This window comes from Vibrio sp. R78045, assembly GCF_042466085.1.
GTDB classification, from domain to species: domain Bacteria; phylum Pseudomonadota; class Gammaproteobacteria; order Enterobacterales; family Vibrionaceae; genus Vibrio; species Vibrio cyclitrophicus.
Genome location: NZ_JAXHBS010000008.1, coordinates 426081 through 443934, shown reverse-complemented (window position 1 = coordinate 443934; position 17854 = coordinate 426081). Strand labels below are relative to the sequence as shown.

The window sequence follows — 17854 nt, the reverse complement described above, 5'->3', positions numbered from 1 at the left end:
AAGCTCTTCTCTCTAGGAGAACTAAAATTTAGGGATCAGGTTAGCTTTCGCAATATTGCTAAGGACGAATTCTTCTTCTTGTCCTTCAACCAATACTTTTACTGTCTCGCCTTCGATAGATTGGATATCACCTTTCCATTTACGACGGTTGCCGACAGCCATTTTCAAAACGATGCTTACCTCGTGACCAATAAATTGTTGGTAATGCTCTGCTTTGAACAGTGGTCTCTCTAAACCTGGTGAAGACACTTCAAGGTTATAAGCCACTGAAATTGGATCTTCAACGTCCATTACGGCACTTACTTGGTGACTAACTTCAGCGCAATCATCTACATTGATACCATTTGGTGAATCGATGTAAATACGTAGCGTTGAGTGCTCACCAGCACGAATAAATTCTAATCCAACTAACTCATAACCCGATGCTGCTACTGGAGCGTCAAGCATTTCAGTAAGTTGTCTTTCTAAACCAGTCATTTAACCACTCCAGAAACAAAAAAAGGGCTCAAAGCCCAATTTAAATTCCAAGCAAACATTATCTAAACGCATTTACAAATGCTTAGATAACAAAAAACCCCGTATAAGCCGGGGTTTTTGTTGCTGGACCCTTATATGTTAAGTGCCATCATATTTGATATCACACTTAACTCACAGTGAGGTTCACACTGTGCAAACTTGCTACCAATACAAGCTATATAATAGCATTGAAATTGGTTGCGGGAGCCGGATTTGAACCGACGACCTTCGGGTTATGAGCCCGACGAGCTACCAAACTGCTCCATCCCGCGTCCGACTTGCGAGCATTATACGCCCAACAAGATGTTTTACAAGTTTGTAAACATGGTGCCGAGAGAGGGACTCGAACCCTCACACCCTAAGGCACTAGCACCTCATGCTAGCGTGTCTACCAATTTCACCATCTCGGCATCAAATCTTTACAGCTTATTGTGGAATTTCGTCGCCTTGCGCCGGAATTTCACTCGCTGCATCATCAGCTTGCTGAATTACCTGACCTTGAGTCGGGTCAATCCATTGTGACTCAGTCTTATGTGTAGACATATTACCAAGCACTAAGCTAAGGATAAAAAATGTAGTTGCAAAAACTGCAGTCATTCGGGTAAGGAAATTTCCTGAGCCACCAGCACCAAACACAGTGTTTGAAGCGCCAGCACCGAAAGAGGCTCCCATATCTGCGCCTTTACCTTGTTGAATCAACACTAGGCCAATTACACCAAGCGCTGCCAACAGGTAAATCACAAGTAGAACTGTAAACATTTTTCCACCTATGTTCCTAATTGTTGAGCCAGCGCCGTTCAAAAAACTATTTTTAAGAACAAGGCTAGCGACCTCCTAACTGAAGGCCGAGCAATACTAGCGAATGAGGCGATGGCTGACAAGGAGAATTTGCTAAAAAATAAGCCTTTACCAAGTGAGTGGTCAAAAAAAGGTCAAAAGCGACACAAAACTCATTTTCGCCTCTTTTGACCGTTCTGTAACTCAACCAATCCTAATAACAGGTACATATCATTGCACCTGCTAAATAAAGACTAAATTAGCAGTTTGCTTTTACTGCATCAGCAATTTTAAGTGCCGAAGATTGAACTAACTCAGCGTCTTCGCCTTCTACCATTACGCGCAATAGTGGCTCTGTGCCAGATTTACGTAATAGCACACGGCCTTTCTCGCCAAGTTCCGCTTCCACTTCAACCACAGCCGCTTTAACCGCCTCTGCTTCTAGTGGGTTTGAATCTCCGCTGAAGCGAACATTTTCTAGGACTTGAGGGTATAACGTCATACCTTGAGAAAGTTCATTCAATGTCATTTCACTATCGACTACCGAAGCCAGAACTTGCAGAGCAGCAACAATAGCATCGCCCGTCGTTACTTTGTCTAATAGGATAACGTGACCCGAATTTTCTGCACCGATCTTCCAGCCTTTAGCAAGAAGTTGCTCCATTACGTAACGGTCACCAACAGCAGCGCGAACAAACGGAATACCTAACTGCTTAAGGCCGTTTTCCATACCAAGGTTCGTCATTAGTGTACCAACTACGCCACCTTTCAATTCACCACGACGCAGTGCATCACGAGCAATGATGTAAGCGATCTGGTCGCCATCAACCTTGTTCCCTAGCTCATCAACCATGATGATACGATCACCATCACCATCAAAACCAAGGCCTAATGCTGCATTTTCTGCAAGCACTTTCGCTTGCAGAGCACGTACATCCGTTGCGCCTACTTCGTGGTTGATGTTAGTACCATTTGGCTCAACACCAATCGCAATAACTTCAGCTCCTAGCTCTCTGAATACAGCGGGAGCAATGTGGTAAGTCGCACCATGGGCACAATCAACAACAATCTTCATTCCTGCAAGCGTCATCTGATTTGGGAACGTGCTTTTACAAAACTCAATATAACGGCCAGCCGCATCGTTTAAACGTACCGCCTTACCAAGTTCAAATGAATCAACACATTCGATGTCTTTATCCAGTTCCGCTTCAATCGCTAGCTCGATATCGTCTGGCAATTTAGTCCCCTCTGAAGAGAAAAACTTGATGCCATTATCGTAGTAAGGATTATGCGATGCAGAGATAACAATCCCCGCCTCAGCACGGAAAGTTTGCGTTAGATAAGCAACAGCCGGTGTCGGCATTGGCCCCGTAAACGTAGCCTGAAGACCCGCAGCAGCTAAGCCAGCTTCTAAAGCAGACTCAAGCATGTAGCCAGAGATGCGAGTATCTTTACCGATAATCACTTTCTTTGTGCCTTGTTTAGCAAGAACACGACCCGCAGCCCAGCCAAGCTTCAGAACAAAATCAGGTGTAATCGGGTACTGGCCTACTTTGCCACGCACACCATCAGTGCCGAAGTAACGTCTTTTATCAGACATGTTGATTTTCCTTAATTATGATTAGTGATTGTTATTCATCACTTCGATTATCTTCATCGCTTCCAACGTATCTTCGACGTCATGAACACGAATAATTTGTGCACCTTTCATTGCTGCAATGGTCGCACAAGTAACACTGGCGACCATGCAGTCCGCAGGAGCTTTGTCTAATAGCTTAAAAATCATCGATTTTCTCGACATCCCCGCCAAGACAGGTAACCCAAGCGTGTGAAATTTTTCAAGGTGCGCTAATAGGCGGTAATTATGCTCAATGGTTTTACCAAAACCAAAACCGGGATCCAGAATCAACTGCTCTTTTGATATCCCTACAGCCTCACAAGCTTCAACCCTTTCTTGTAAGAAAGCTTCTACATCCGTTAGAACATCGTCGTAACTAGGATTCGCTTGCATAGTTCTTGGCTGACCTTTCATGTGCATCAGGCAAACCGGAACCTTCGCATCAGCGGCAGCTTCTAAAGCACCGGGCTCTTGTAAAGCTCGCACATCATTGATCAAATCAGCACCAGCTTCAACCGCTTGACGCATCACTTCAGCTTTACTGGTATCGATAGAAATCCAGACATCAAATCTAGCTTGAATAGCTTTAATAGCAGGAATAACTCGAGATAATTCTTCTTCTAAGGCAACCTCAGGAGCGCCAGGACGAGTCGACTCACCACCAATGTCAATGATGCTAACACCAGCTTGAATCATTCGTTCAGCTTGTAACAAAGCATTGTCTAATGAACTAAATTTACCACCATCAGAGAAAGAGTCAGGCGTGACATTGAGAATACCCATTACATGTGGGCGGTCTAAAACGAGCGTTTTATTGTGTGCTTTTAATATCATGGAAGGCTGGTCTTAAAGGTAAAAACATCTTGGGCTAGAAACAGAAAAACCCTGAGCGTACTCAGGGTTTTAATTTAAAGCTTAGCGATTAAGAATCTTTGTTTTGAGCATCATCTGATTCAGATTTAACTTCTTCAACTTTCGATTCTTCAGCTTTTGGTTCGGCTGCTTCTTCTGATTTCGCTTCAGGTTTAGCTTCTTCCTTTGCAGGTTCTGCTTTCGCCTGGTCACCCCAACCAGCAGGCTCGCGAATGTCGTCTTTACGTTCCATCAGGTCATCAATCTGACCAGCATCAATCGTTTCAAACTTCATTAGTGCATCTTTCATCGAGTGCATGATATCCATGTTCTCTTCGAGAATTTGCTTCGCACGAGCGTAGTTGCGGTCGATTAAGATACGAATTTCTTCATCGATCAACTTAGTTGTATCGTCAGAAACATGTTTCGCTTGGCTCATGCCACGACCTAGGAAAACTTCGCCTTCTTCTTCAGCATATAAAAGAGGACCCAGTTTTTCAGAGAAGCCCCACTGCGTGACCATCTTACGAGCAATATCAGTTGCACGTTCGATATCGTTAGACGCACCAGTCGAAACTTTGTCTTTACCGTAGATAAGTTCTTCAGCAAGACGACCACCGTACAAGCTAGAGATCATTGATTCTAGATGTTGGCGAGACATACTTACGCGGTCTTGCTCAGGTAGGTACATAGTTACACCAAGCGCGCGACCACGTGGAATGATTGAAACCTTGTACACTGGATCGTGTTCTGGTACCAAACGACCAACAATCGCGTGACCCGCTTCGTGGTAAGCCGTTGACTCTTTCACTTCTTCAGACATCACCATCGAACGGCGCTCAGCACCCATCATGATTTTGTCTTTCGCAAGCTCAAACTCGACCATCGAAACATTTCGCTTGTTACCACGAGCAGCAAACAGCGCCGCTTCGTTCACAAGGTTGGCAAGATCTGCACCAGAGAAGCCTGGAGTACCACGAGCAATCAGAGATGGTTCAACATCACCCGACAGTGGAACTTTACGCATGTGTACTTTAAGAATCTGTTCACGACCACGTACATCAGGCAGACCAACCACAACTTGGCGGTCAAAACGACCAGGACGAAGTAATGCAGGGTCTAGTACGTCTGGACGGTTAGTTGCAGCGATAACGATAATACCTTCGTTACCTTCGAAACCATCCATCTCAACCAGCATTTGGTTAAGTGTTTGTTCACGTTCATCGTGACCACCACCAACACCAGCACCACGTTGACGACCTACAGCATCGATTTCATCGATAAAGATGATACAAGGTGCTGCTTTTTTCGCTTGCTCGAACATGTCACGCACACGAGATGCACCAACACCAACAAACATTTCAACGAAATCAGAACCTGAGATAGTAAAGAACGGTACTTTCGCTTCACCAGCAATCGCTTTTGCAAGCAACGTTTTACCAGTACCAGGAGGACCAACCAACAGGATACCTGTAGGAATCTTACCACCTAGCTTTTGGAAACGACTAGGGTCGCGAAGGTAATCAACCAGCTCTTTAACGTCTTCTTTTGCTTCGTCACAACCAGCAACATCCGCAAACATCGTTTTAATTTGTTCTTCGCTCATCATACGAGCTTTGCTCTTACCAAAAGACATAGCGCCTTTACCGCCGCCACCGCCTTGCATTTGACGCATGAAGAAAATCCACACACCAATTAGTAAGATCATAGGGAACCAAGAGATGAAGATAGTGCCGAGTAAGCTCTGCTCTTCAGGTGGTGTACCCTGAACTTTTACGTTTTGATTAATTAAGTCATCAAGTAGCTTTTGATCATAAACAGGCATGTAAGTTACATACTTAGAACCACCGCCACGACGTGTGAAGGTAATTTCGCTGTTATTGAACTGTGCGTCTTGAATCTGGCCTTGGCCAACTTCCTGTACAAACGTGGTGTAATCTACTGCTCTGCCGTTGCTTTCCCCAGGGCCGAAGCTCTGGAATACCGACATCAACACTACCGCGATAACAAGCCACAGAATTAAATTTTTTGCCATGTCACTCAAGGTGTAAGCCTCTCGATAACTAATTGTAATTAAAGGTAGGGTACTACAGTTTGTAACCTGTAGCCATGTTGTTAACTCTCACTCTTGGAAGAGAATCGTTAACCTTTGTAACCAGTGGCTACGATGAACACTTCACGAGATCGAGCTCGAGAAGAGTCGGGTTTTCTAACTTTGACTGTTTTAAACATCTCACGGACGTCCTTAACATATTGGTCAAAGCCTTCGCCTTGGAATACTTTTACAACAAAACTACCATTGGTAGCTAGAACTTGTCGACACATATCCAAAGCTAATTCAACTAAATACATAGCTCTTGGCTGATCTACAGAATTATTGCCTGCTATATTAGGTGCCATATCAGACATCACCACATCAACCATGTTGGGTTGTATACGTTCCAACAAGGCATCTAGAACAGCTTCTTCCCGGAAATCACCTTGTAAAAAGCTAACTCCGGCAATCGGGTCCATTGGTAACAAGTCACACGCGATGATTTGTCCGTTGTCGCCAATAATCTTAGCAGCATATTGAGACCAACCGCCAGGCGCTGCGCCCAGATCCACAATGGTCATCCCAGGAGACAGCAATTTATCTTTAGATTGAATCTCTTCCATTTTGAAATAAGCACGTGAACGATAACCTTTCTTTCTTGCTTCGTTTGCGTACTTGTCGTCGAAGTGTTCCTTCAACCAACGACCTGAACTGGCCGAGTGTTTCTGTTTGCTCATTGGATACCTAAATTGGAGGAAAGTACTAATTGCTGAATAAATTATAGTCTTCAGCTTTAGATGGCGTTAAAATAGGTTTTTTCAACCCTAATACTAAATAAAATTGGCCGCGTAATGAACCTAAGTACCAAACAAAAGCAGCATCTAAAGGGCCTAGCTCACAGTTTAAAACCTGTAGTGCTAATGGGCGCAAATGGACTTACTGAAGCTGTTCTAGCGGAAATCGAATTAGCTCTAGACCACCACGAACTGATCAAGATTAAAGTTGCATCAGAAGACCGTGAGACTAAGCAACTGATTATCGATGCAATTGTACGTGAATCTAAAGCTGAAAAAGTACAAACTATCGGTAAAGTTCTTGTACTGTTCCGTCAGTCAGAAGCACGTAAAATCGAGATTCCACGCAAATAAGCTAGTTTGACTTCAAGCTAGCTCCGCAATAAGAAAGCCATAGTGCTTATCTTTTAGTGTAGCGTGAGAAACGAAAAAGGTCGCATTAAGCGACCTTTTTACTTATCAGAAACAAAGCAAATTCAATTAGATGTATTCTACTTTGTCGATTTCGAAGTCTTTATCACCGCCAGGGGTAGAAATATGAACTTCGTCACCTTCCATCTTACCGATCAAACCGCGAGCAATAGGTGATTTAACTGAAATACGACCGGTTTTGATATCGGCTTCATCTTCAGAAACAATTTGGTAACGGAATTCATCATCAGTATCCACATCAACCAAAGTCACTGTCGTACCAAAGATGATCTTACCTGTGTTATCCATCTGGGTTACATCGATGATCTGAGCCAGTGATAATTTGTATTCGATATCTCGAATTTGAGCTTCACAGATACCCTGCTCTTCACGAGCTGCGTGGTATTCAGCATTCTCTTTCAAGTCACCTAGTTCACGTGCTTCACCAATAGCTGCTGAGATAACAGGGCGTAGCTTAAGTAGGCGATCTAATTCGTCACGTAGCTGCTGAGCGCCACGTACTGTCATTGGAACCTTTTCCATTTTTTACCTCTATGCCAAAGCTTTCTTTGACCAACATAAATTCACCCAACATCTTTATTAGGTGATAGAAACAAAACAATTTGGCTTAGTGTAAACAAACTTGATAGCTAAATCACCTTTATTCCACTTTGCGTTATAAAAGCTTTATCTAGGTCTAAATTACAGACATCACAGAAATGAATAATAACCTCCTCATCAATAAATCACCGACCAAATACCTAAAAAAAACAAAAACAAACCAAATAAATACAGATCACACTTTTATAAAAAAACATTAAAAACAAAAACTTAAACAACAGTAAATATAATAAAACAGTGTTCACAATTTTTATTGATATCATTTTACTAACTAGCTATGGAACTTTAGGGGTAAAAAGTAACTCATGGATTGCACTGGCATTTTTTAGACTTCTGTTCTAATCATGGTTATGAAGCTTGATTAATACAGGCAATACACAAAAGGGTTCAAATCCTTGATAAAACTTCTATGGACAGTAATTAGGAAATAATAACATGAACAAGACTATGATCGCGCTTGCTGTATCTGCTGCAGCTCTTGCTACTAACGCTGTAGCAGCCGACGGTAAACAAGCTGGTGGTATTGACGGTACTTCTGTATACAGCTCAAACGGCACTTCTCTAGAGATCGGTGGTCGTGCGGAAGCTCGTCTATCTCTAAAAGATGGCAAAGCTGAAGACAAAACTCGTGTACGTCTTAACTTCCTAGGTAAAGTTGAAATCCAAGACGGCCTATACGGTGTTGGTTTCTACGAAGGCGAATTCACAACGGCTGAAAACGGCGGTTCTACTGATAACAACGACGGCGACATCACTAACCGTTACACATACGCTGGTATCGGCGGTGACTTCGGTGAAGTTACTTACGGTAAAAACGACGGTGCGCTAGGCGTAATCACAGACTTCACGGATATCATGTCTTACCACGGTAACTCTGCTGCAATGAAAATTGCTGTAGCAGATCGTTCAGACAACATGGTTTCATACAAAGGTCAATTCCAAGACCTAGGCGTAAAAGCAAGCTACCGTTTTGCTGACCGTCAAGAAGGTGTTGTTAATGGTTGTAACATCGGTGAGTACTGTGACAACGACGCTGATGGCTACTCTCTATCTGGTATCTACGCTATCGGCGACTCTGGCTTTAAGCTAGGTGCTGGTTACGCAGACCAAGCTGACCAAAACGAATACATGCTAGCAGCTTCTTTCCGTACTGAAGCGCTATACTTTGCTGGTACGTTCACAGATGGTGAACTAGCGAAGAAAGACGGTGACTACACAGGTTACGAATTCGCAACTGCTTACACGCTAGATAAGACTGCATTCACGCTAACGTACAACAACGCAGAAACAGATGGTGATACATCTGCTGACAACGTTGCAATCGATGCTACTTACTACTTCAAGCCTAACTTCCGTACGTACATTTCGTACAACTTCAACCTTATCTCTGAAGGTGACAAGTTCGGTAATGCTGACGGTGTAAACTTTGGCGCTACTAAAGTACAAGCTGAAGACGAGCTAGCTCTAGGTCTACGTTACGACTTCTAATTCTGATTATCTAATTGATTAATTAGTTAATTGAGAATCAAAACGCCCGCTCTCTAGCGGGCGTTTTTTATATCTGTATACTAAAAACATCAGCCATCCAAGAAAAAATCTTCTATGCGCCTTCTATCCACTCTACTTCTATGTGGCTTATCACTTGGTAGTTACTCACTTACCACTTTCGCCTACGCCCCTTTAAATAAACTGCCTGATGGCAGTAGCACAAGTCTAATCTTGGAATCCTTGAGTGGTGATTCAAATGAAATAAGCATCAACATTGATGGTTTTTATCCACCAGCCAGCACCTTAAAACTGGTCACCGCTTTGGCAGCAAAGTTGGAATTGGGGGATGACTTTCACTATACGACCAGCATAGCTCGTTCTAATAAAGATGTTGTGATCTCATTCAGCGGTGACCCAACGCTACAACGAGAGCAGTTAAAAAGGCTTTTAGCTCAATATGCTAAATCACAATCTAAAACTATTAACGGTAACCTGTATCTCGATAACTCAGCTTATACGGGCTATCAACGAGCGGTGGGATGGCCTTGGGACATTCTAGGCGTTTGTTACAGCGCACCTTCTAGCGCGATGACGTTAGACAGTAACTGCGCACAAGCCTCTATTTATACAAAAGATAACGGCAGCACTCGAGTCTATATTCCCGCCCACTATCCGATAGACGTGACAACCATCGCAACCACCGTAACTCGCTCAGGGCAGAAGGCGACACAATGCGACTTAGAGCTCATTACCACTCCAGACAACGCTTACAAGCTCTCTGGTTGCTTAGTAGAGCGTAAGAAACCACTACCACTCAAGTTTGCGATTCAAAACCCCGAGCTTTATACCTATCAAGTCGTGACCTCACTGCTTAAAGAGCTGAAAATCCAAGTTAAAGGCGATGTGATTGTTGGTAAAAAAGCTAAAGCAGACAAAACTACGTTAGTCGCGAGCCACCATTCTGAAAAGCTTCCTGAACTGCTCGATACCATGTTGAAGAAATCAGACAACCTAATCGCAGACAACCTGACCAAAACACTGGGTGCAACGTTTTATGTCCAGCCTGGTAGTTTCAATAACGGCACCGAAGCGATAAAACAGATATTACTGACCAAGGCCAACATTGACCTAAACAAAGCACAGTTGGTTGATGGCTCAGGGTTATCGAGGAATAATCGCATGACCTCGCAAGCTATGGCTCAGGTTCTGCGTTACATCTGGGATAACGACAAACAGCTCAACCTGATTGAGGCTATGCCTATATCTGGCACTAATGGAACGCTCAAGTACCGTCAGAGTATGAGAAAAGCACCAATCCAAGGTAATATTATTGCGAAAAGTGGGTCTTTGTACGGTAGCTACAACATGGCAGGTTTTGGTTTAGATAAAGCGGGCAATCCAAACTCTCTGTTTGTACAGTTTGTCCGTGATTACTTCCCTGAAGAGCAAGATCCAGAAAAACCTGTAGAAGCACCAATCACCCAGTTTGAACGAACTTTCTACAAAGGTGTGGTCGAACTCAGTCAAACACAAAGCAAATCTAAGTAATGTTTAGCTCTCTGTAAGCTTCTACTTAAACAATAAAAATGGCGCTGAAGATCGTATGATCTTCAGCGCCATTTTTGTTTCTAAGGTGTTTTTAGCTATTTTTATAGGTGCCTATTTTTATAGGAGCTAAGCGATACCGAGGAATGAGTTAACGACTGTAAAATAAATCCACATCCCTGAAATATCGACTATTGAAGCGAGGACTGGGCTCACCAGCACCGCAGGATCTAATTTGAATAACCGAGCAACAATTGGCAATCCAGCACCTAGCACGGTTGATATTGTCACTTGAATAAACAGAGCGACAGCAATCGCGTAAGCAATCATATTAATGTCGTAGCCACCCGTTGATTGGTTGTCACTGAACAGTAAGATGCGGCCTATCATCACCAAGGCAATCGCAAGTGCTAAGCAAATCGCGACTCTAAATTCTTTCCAAAGAACGTTCGCCCACTGGCGTTTCTTCAATTCACCAGTAGCTAGAGCTCTGATGACCAAAGTCGCCGCTTGTGTGCCTGTATTACCACCCGCAGCAGCGATTACCGGCATATAGATCGCCAGAAGTACTAGCTGGCTAAGAATGTCTTCATACTGAGCAATGATAAGCCCAGAGACAATACCCAGCAGCGCTAATGCAATAATCCAACCGATACGTTGCCTAACATGGCTAAGCACTCCAGTTGAAAGGTAACCCTGTTGAGGTTCAACCTCTGAGTAGATCAGCCCTAGTTGGTGAGCTAGATGTCGAGAGCGCTTCTCAAAGCCCTGCTCTTCTAGCTCACTAAGTAAAGTCTGAATCGTACTAAGAGAGCATTGCCCAAGTACTAACACCGCATCTTCAAGTGGCATACGGTTCAAAAGGTTAATTTGTTGCTCACGTCCGTACTGTTGAAAGGCATTAGATACAGCTTGGATGTCTTTCTCTGAGTACAGAGCTTCAATAGATAAAAAAGTGTTGTTCATTACCGTCATGGCGAATCTCCCGATTGGCAAAGGTAACGACCATCAAAACAAATAGCTTATAGCGAGTACACCAAGAGCATTTAACTCGTGTATCAAGAGCGTATAGCCCGTATATCAGGAGCGTATAGCTAAGCGCACCAAGAGCTTAAAGCGCTAATGTGTCTACTTGTTAGAATCTAGTGTGTGGAAAAGAATGAGGGGGAAAACAAAGATACCCTACCTGAACGGCAGGACAATAGATCAATACCGAGACAGGTTATTCTTCTCCATTCAAACTAGGAGGATGGTCGGTATTGTTCATAAAAATCTCCAGAATTACTGTCAATATGACAGCGCGCATAGTGTAGCAATGCACGTTCAAAAACTTCGTCAACTTTGTGTCAATAAAAAAGGCATCCGTGGATGCCTTTTGTTCAATTATTGATGTGCACTATTACTTAATAGTAATACGAGCAAACTTACGCTTACCTACTTGGTAAACTGCAGTACCTGCTTCAGGTACGAATTTGCTGTCTTCAATCTTCTCGCCTTCAAGCTTAGCAGCACCTTGCTTGATCATACGCATCGCATCAGAAGTAGAGTTTACAAGACCCGCTTCTTTTAGAACGTTAGCAATCGGTAAGCCTGCTTCGAATTCGAATTCAGGCATTTCGTCTGGTACTTGATTCTTAGCAAAACGGTTAACGAACTCTTGCTCAGCCGCTTCTGCATCCGCTTCACTGTGGAAACGAGCAATGATCTCTTTCGCTAGCAGTACTTTAACGTCACGAGGGTTTTTGCCCGCCTCAACGCCAGCTTTCAGTTCCGCAACTTCTTCAAGTGGACGGAAAGACAGTAGCTCGTAGTAGCTCCACATTAGATCGTCAGAGATAGACATGATCTTACCAAACATCTCGCTTGGTGCTTCGCTAATACCGATGTAGTTGTGCGCAGACTTAGACATCTTCTTAACGCCGTCTAGACCTACAAGTAATGGCATCATCAGTACCGCTTGTGGTTTTTGACCTGCTGCTTTTTGCAGCTCACGACCCATTAGAAGGTTAAACTTCTGGTCAGTACCACCAAGCTCAACATCACTCTCTAGTGCAACAGAGTCGTGACCTTGTAGAAGTGGGTACATGAATTCGTGGATTGCGATCGGTTGACCACCAGCGTAACGCTTTTTAAAGTCATCACGCTCAAGCATACGAGCAACAGTTTGGTTAGAAGCAAGACGAATCATGCCTTCAGCGCCAAGCTCAGATAGCCACTCAGAGTTGAAACGAATTTGCGTTTTCGCAGGGTCTAGAATCTTGAATACTTGCTCTTTGTAAGTTTCAGCATTCTTCAATACGTCTTCACGGCTTAGCGGTGGACGCGTTGAGTTCTTACCCGATGGGTCACCAACCATTGCAGTGAAATCACCGATAAGGAATGTCACTTCATGACCAAGCTCTTGGAAAGCACGAAGCTTGTTAAAGATAACCGTATGGCCTAGGTGGATATCTGGAGCAGTTGGATCGGCACCCAGTTTAATGCGTAAAGGACGACCTTCTTTTAATTTAGCAATCAGTTCGTCTTCTGGAATCAGTTCTTCTACGCCACGTTTGATCTCGGCTAGTGCAGCTTCAATACTCGCCATTCTTGTTCACTCCCACAGATTTGGCAAAAATATAATAATTAGACATCTTACTTGAATAGCGATGTATTTTGAAACCAGTTACACTATTCCGTCGTCTATTTTCATAATATTTACTGAACGAACCGGAACATGTTGTCTATTTTTGCACGCCTTCCTATTTTGCACCGGGCTTTTATCGCATTTTTTAGTGCCGTAATTTTCGTCGCGATTTTCTTACTACCCGATGTCAGCAGTTTACGTGACGATACGGGCGCTTTAGTGGTGGGGAAACATTACCCACTCACGATCAATGCATCGGCGCTTGTGAGTTCGAGTGATGCTCCGCCAACAGCTGTGCTTAGCTGGGAGAGATATACCGTTCGTTCAGGTGAAAGTACCTCGGTTTTATTCGAGCGAATTGGCCTCTCATACCGCCTGTTAATCACCCTACTCAATACCAACAATGATATTAAGAAACAGCTATCAAATCTAAGACCTGGCGACGTATTACAGTTCGGCTTCGATGAAAACAACGACCTTATTCAATTAAAACGACAACTTAGTGCGTTTGAAAGCTTTAAGATCACTAAGTCTGGTGATTCATTCTCCTCTAGCCTCGACAAAAAAGAAGTGGCCTACCAATACAATTATGCCGAAGCCAACATCACCTCTAACTTTTGGAATGCAGGCGTCAGTGCAGGCCTAACTGCAAACCAAATTATGGAATTGGCGGGGATCTTCGGTTGGGATATCGATTTTGCATTGGATATTCGTAAAAATGACAGCTTCAAAATCTTGTATCAAGAGAAAGTAGTAGAAGGTGAAGTGATTGGCCGCGGTAAGATTATGGCGGCTGTATTCAAAAACCAAGGTGATTCGTTTACTGCGGTATTGGATGATAAGAGTGGCAACTATTTCGATGAGAACGGTCGCGCAATGAAGAAAGCCTTTCTACGCTCACCGATTGATTTCCGTCGTGTAACATCGAATTTTAACCCAAACAGAAAACACCCAGTAACAGGCAAGGTTCGAGCTCATCGAGGTACAGACTACGCAGCCCCTGTAGGTACACCTATCTGGGCGGCCGGTGACGGCATCGTTCAGAAATCAGGTTACAACCAATTTAATGGTAACTACGTGTTCATTCGACACAGCAACACCTACATCACCAAGTACCTGCACATGAAGCGACGCATGGTTAAGGCTGGCCAGCGCGTAAAACAAGGCCAAACCATTGGTACCTTGGGTGGTACAGGTCGAGTGACGGGCCCGCACTTACACTATGAATTTTTGGTCAATGGTGTACATAAAAATGCGCGAACCGTGAAATTGCCTCAATCTAAGTCGTTAACAGGTAAAGCAAAAGCAACATTTATTGCGAACTCAGAGATTCGACTGAATAACCTTGAGCGATACGGCCAGTTGCTCGCGACTAATTAGGTTAAGAACCCTATAAGCCAACGAAAAGAGCGCCCACCAAGGTGCTCTTTTTTATTTCCGTCGAACCTGTACTTATCGTTCATCGTCGTTGCTTTGGAGTATATCGGGTTTATTATCTCGCCCTAGCATCAGCAAACAGGGCGTCAGCACCAAGGTTAGTACCGTTGCAAATGCCAAACCTCCAGCAATAGCCGTAGCGAGTTGCGACCACCATTGCGTGCTCGGTGCACCAAACTCAATTTTTTGGTTAATCAAATCGATGTTCATCTCCAACACCATAGGCATCAAGCCTAAAATGGTGGTAACCGTGGTCAGCATTACTGGCCTTAAACGCTGAACTCCCGTTCTGAGAATCGCATCTCGCTTCTCCAAGCCGCGCTTTATCAGTTGGTTATAGGTATCAATCAACACGATATTGTTGTTTACCACAATTCCGGCCAATGCAATCACCCCAATACCAGACATCACTATACCAAACGGACGTTGGAAGATAAGCAAACCAACAAACACGCCAACCGTTGAGAACAACACCGCGCTAAGAATCAAAAATGCTTGGTAGAAGCTATTAAATTGAGTAATCAGAATCAAAGCCATTACCGCCAAAGCGACTAAGAAAGCACTTTGTAAGAAAGCAGAAGAATTTTCTTGCTCTTCATTTTGACCTCGGATACGGAACTCAACGCTACTCGGTAAGCCCAACTCGCTTAACGCTTGCTCGATCTTCGGCAGTTCAAGCGCAAGGTTATAGCCCTCTTCCATATCCGCCATGATATTCACTACACGCTTTCCATCAAGACGCTTAATCGTGTCTTGCTTGTGGTCGGGAATAATCTGCGCGAAGTTGGTAATCGGAACAAGACCAGCCGGTGTTTTGACTCTTAACTGGTCAAAGCGGCCAATGTCTCTCTTATCATTCGGGTAACGCACTAAGATATCGACCTCTTCTGATGAATCATCAGGAAGGTAATCACCGATCTTTAATCCATTAGTCACAAACTGAACGGTATTACCCACCAAGGTAGCATCAGCCGAAAAACGCGCAGCATCTTCTCGGCGAATATCCACCTTCCAGTCGATCCCGTCTTTGCTTGCAGTGTCGCTGATATTGGTCAGTGCTTGATTACCATCCGCCCAGTTTCTGACGATCTTTGCCGCTTGATTAAGCTGCTCTGGCGTCTTGGCCGAAAGCTCAATCACTAAGTCATTCTCAACCGGAGGCCCTGCATCTGGAAACTTATATTCAATCTCAACACCAGCGTATTGATCGGTTTGCACCTTTAACTCTTCAATGATCGCCTTAACACTGCGGCGGTATTGCCAATCAACGGGAGTAATCGATATCAAACCAATCTGGTCATCACCGCCAGTACGTGTGTAAACCGTGTCAAACTCATCATGATTGAGCATCTTTCGTTCAATATCGCGCATGATCAAATCTTTTTCTTGAATAGACAGATCACCATGAGATCGAACTTTAACGTTGAAGAATGGAGGGTCAACCTCTGGGAAAAACTCTGCACCGAGCCCTGCCTTTGAGTAGGTAAAACCAACTGCGATAGATAATACAATCGCACTAACAAGAATCTTAAACGGATGTTCAATAGCAATCGATAGTGTCTGGTAATACGCTTTAGTTAAACCTGTTGCTTGTGAGAAGTCACCATTGTGTAGTGCTACCATTCGAGCTTGGTTTTTAGGGGAAACGTATTGAGGTTTACCGATCAAGCCGCCTAGAACTGGAACAAACAGCAACGCCATAATCAATGAAGCAGTTAACGTGGCAATCAATGTTAATGGTAGGAACTTCATGAACTCCCCCGTCACATCTGGCCAAAACAGTAACGGAGCAAACGCAGCTAAGGTCGTTGCCGTTGATGCCGTTATTGGCCACGCCATACGTTTCGCAGCATCTCTGTAAGCGGCTTTACGCCCTTCACCTTCTTGCATTCGCCTGTCGGCAAATTCGGTAACCACAATTGCGCCATCGACCAACATACCCACTGCCATGATCAAAGAGAACAGCACCACGATGTTGACGGTTAGACCAAACACAGACAACACCAACAATCCCGTGAGGAACGATCCAGGAATTGAAATTCCGACCAATAGAGCGGTTCGAACACCAAGAATGGCGATGATCACGATCACCACTAAAATGATGGCGGATAAGATATTGTTTTGCAGATCGTTGAGCATGATCTTCACATCTTTAGATTCATCCCAAGTGTATTTGACCAAAAGGTTATTTGGCCATTCAGCTTGCTGCTGAGCACCTGCCATTACTGCCTTGACTAGCTCAACGGTTTCAATGATGTTTTCACCCGCTCGCTTCTTTATATCCAAGACAACCGCGGATTTGCCATCTAAACGGGCAAAGCTTTCAGGATCTCGAAACGCTCGGCGAACCGTAGCCACATCGCCAAAGGTCACGACCTGTTTACCATCCACTTTGATTGGCAACTCAAGTACGTCTTTTAAGGAGTTAAACACAGAAGGGACTTTGACAGAAAAACGCCCGTAACCCGTATCAACAAAACCGGCCGCTACTACTCGGTTATTCAAGGCGATCAGGTTATAGATATCCGCTTGATCTAGGCTATAGCTTTCCATCAATAACGGATCAACGATGATTTCAACGATGTCATCACGATCGCCTGCAATATCCACTTCTAGAATTTGGCGATAGCTTTCTAATTTATCTCCAACCTCTCGCGCAATTTGCACAATGGTACGTTCGGGAACAGTACCAAATAGCACAACAGACAAAACTGGTTGTTCAGATGCGAGTGTTACTTCATTTACGGTCGGTTCATCGCTGTCTTCTGGCAACTTGGGTTTGGCCAAATCGACAGCATCGCGCACATCCGCCATCGCTTTGGTAAGATCGACGCCAACATTAAACTCTAACACCACAGAGGCGTGCCCTTCTGCTGCGGTTGCTGTCATCTCTTTTACGCCTTCGATTGACCTAAGCTCTTGCTCAATAGGTCGAACCAATAAACGTTCTGCATCCGTTGGCGAGATCCCTTGGTGCCCGACAGAAACATAAATAATTGGGATGGTAATATCGGGGCTCGACTCCTTGGGTATCGTAATGTAAGTCACTGCACCTGCGACAAGAATTAGCGCCAATAACGAAAGCATTGTTCGTGCACGAGACAAAGCTGCATCAATAATTGAATACATCTGCT

The 17854-nt window shown here is 44.0% G+C and carries 14 protein-coding genes and 2 tRNA genes; 4 read left to right on the top strand and 12 right to left on the bottom strand.

Going from position 1 to position 17854, the window contains the following annotated elements:
• Positions 1 to 21: 21 nt before the first annotated feature.
• The 8 genes from rimP to rlmE form a co-directional block, all read right to left on the bottom strand.
• Positions 22 to 477, bottom strand: coding sequence for a ribosome maturation factor RimP (gene rimP, locus SJY39_RS04510; RefSeq protein WP_004738265.1), 456 nt, complete (start codon positions 475 to 477; stop codon positions 22 to 24).
• A 234-nt stretch (positions 478 to 711) separates the two neighbouring features.
• Positions 712 to 788 (bottom strand) — tRNA-Met (locus SJY39_RS04505).
• Between the two features lie 53 nt (positions 789 to 841).
• A tRNA-Leu gene (locus SJY39_RS04500) sits at positions 842 to 926 on the bottom strand.
• A gap of 16 nt (positions 927 to 942) precedes the next feature.
• Positions 943 to 1275, bottom strand: coding sequence for a preprotein translocase subunit SecG (secG, locus tag SJY39_RS04495; protein WP_010436124.1), 333 nt, complete (start codon positions 1273 to 1275; stop codon positions 943 to 945).
• A 277-nt stretch (positions 1276 to 1552) separates the two neighbouring features.
• Positions 1553 to 2893: a phosphoglucosamine mutase gene (glmM, locus tag SJY39_RS04490; protein WP_016790253.1), complete on the bottom strand. Its 1341-nt coding sequence runs from the start codon at positions 2891 to 2893 to the stop codon at positions 1553 to 1555.
• 21 nt (positions 2894 to 2914) lie between these two features.
• Positions 2915 to 3745: a dihydropteroate synthase gene (folP, locus tag SJY39_RS04485; protein WP_065612778.1), complete on the bottom strand. Its 831-nt coding sequence runs from the start codon at positions 3743 to 3745 to the stop codon at positions 2915 to 2917.
• Positions 3746 to 3833: 88 nt separating this feature from the next.
• On the bottom strand, positions 3834 to 5798 hold the full coding sequence (ftsH, locus tag SJY39_RS04480) for an ATP-dependent zinc metalloprotease FtsH (protein ID WP_016767297.1): 1965 nt from the start codon (positions 5796 to 5798) through the stop codon (positions 3834 to 3836).
• A 107-nt stretch (positions 5799 to 5905) separates the two neighbouring features.
• A complete protein-coding gene (gene rlmE / locus SJY39_RS04475) occupies positions 5906 to 6535 on the bottom strand; it encodes a 23S rRNA (uridine(2552)-2'-O)-methyltransferase RlmE (protein ID WP_010436116.1) in 630 nt (209 codons plus the stop codon).
• Positions 6536 to 6649: 114 nt separating this feature from the next.
• On the opposite strand from rlmE, the gene yhbY reads away from it, so the two are divergent.
• Entirely contained in the window at positions 6650 to 6946 is a 297-nt protein-coding gene (gene yhbY / locus SJY39_RS04470; protein ID WP_004734509.1) for a ribosome assembly RNA-binding protein YhbY, read from the top strand.
• Positions 6947 to 7072: 126 nt separating this feature from the next.
• Here yhbY and greA read toward each other — a convergent pair whose 3' ends face one another.
• Entirely contained in the window at positions 7073 to 7546 is a 474-nt protein-coding gene (greA, locus tag SJY39_RS04465; RefSeq protein WP_010436111.1) for a transcription elongation factor GreA, read from the bottom strand.
• A gap of 513 nt (positions 7547 to 8059) precedes the next feature.
• Between greA and SJY39_RS04460 the strand changes: the two genes are divergently transcribed.
• Together SJY39_RS04460 and dacB are read left to right on the top strand one after the other, a co-directional pair.
• Entirely contained in the window at positions 8060 to 9112 is a 1053-nt protein-coding gene (locus SJY39_RS04460) for a porin (protein ID WP_010436108.1), read from the top strand.
• Between the two features lie 114 nt (positions 9113 to 9226).
• Positions 9227 to 10660, top strand: coding sequence for a serine-type D-Ala-D-Ala carboxypeptidase (gene dacB / locus SJY39_RS04455; RefSeq protein ID WP_016789350.1), 1434 nt, complete (start codon positions 9227 to 9229; stop codon positions 10658 to 10660).
• Between the two features lie 126 nt (positions 10661 to 10786).
• Here the strand turns inward: dacB and SJY39_RS04450 are convergent, their stop codons facing one another.
• Together SJY39_RS04450 and tyrS are read right to left on the bottom strand one after the other, a co-directional pair.
• A complete protein-coding gene (locus SJY39_RS04450; protein ID WP_016768990.1) occupies positions 10787 to 11632 on the bottom strand; it encodes a magnesium transporter in 846 nt (281 codons plus the stop codon).
• 424 nt (positions 11633 to 12056) lie between these two features.
• Positions 12057 to 13244, bottom strand: a complete 1188-nt coding sequence (tyrS, locus tag SJY39_RS04445) for a tyrosine--tRNA ligase (protein WP_004734518.1) — start codon at positions 13242 to 13244, stop codon at positions 12057 to 12059.
• A 129-nt stretch (positions 13245 to 13373) separates the two neighbouring features.
• Here tyrS and SJY39_RS04440 point away from each other — a divergent pair, with 129 nt between their 5' ends.
• Positions 13374 to 14663: a peptidoglycan DD-metalloendopeptidase family protein gene (locus SJY39_RS04440; RefSeq protein WP_010436072.1), complete on the top strand. Its 1290-nt coding sequence runs from the start codon at positions 13374 to 13376 to the stop codon at positions 14661 to 14663.
• 72 nt (positions 14664 to 14735) lie between these two features.
• On the opposite strand, the gene SJY39_RS04435 is transcribed toward SJY39_RS04440, so the two are convergent.
• The gene (locus SJY39_RS04435) at positions 14736 to 17849 is read right to left on the bottom strand and encodes an efflux RND transporter permease subunit (RefSeq protein ID WP_102312952.1); all 3114 of its coding nucleotides are present in this window, start codon (positions 17847 to 17849) and stop codon (positions 14736 to 14738) included.
• Positions 17850 to 17854: the final 5 nt, after the last annotated feature.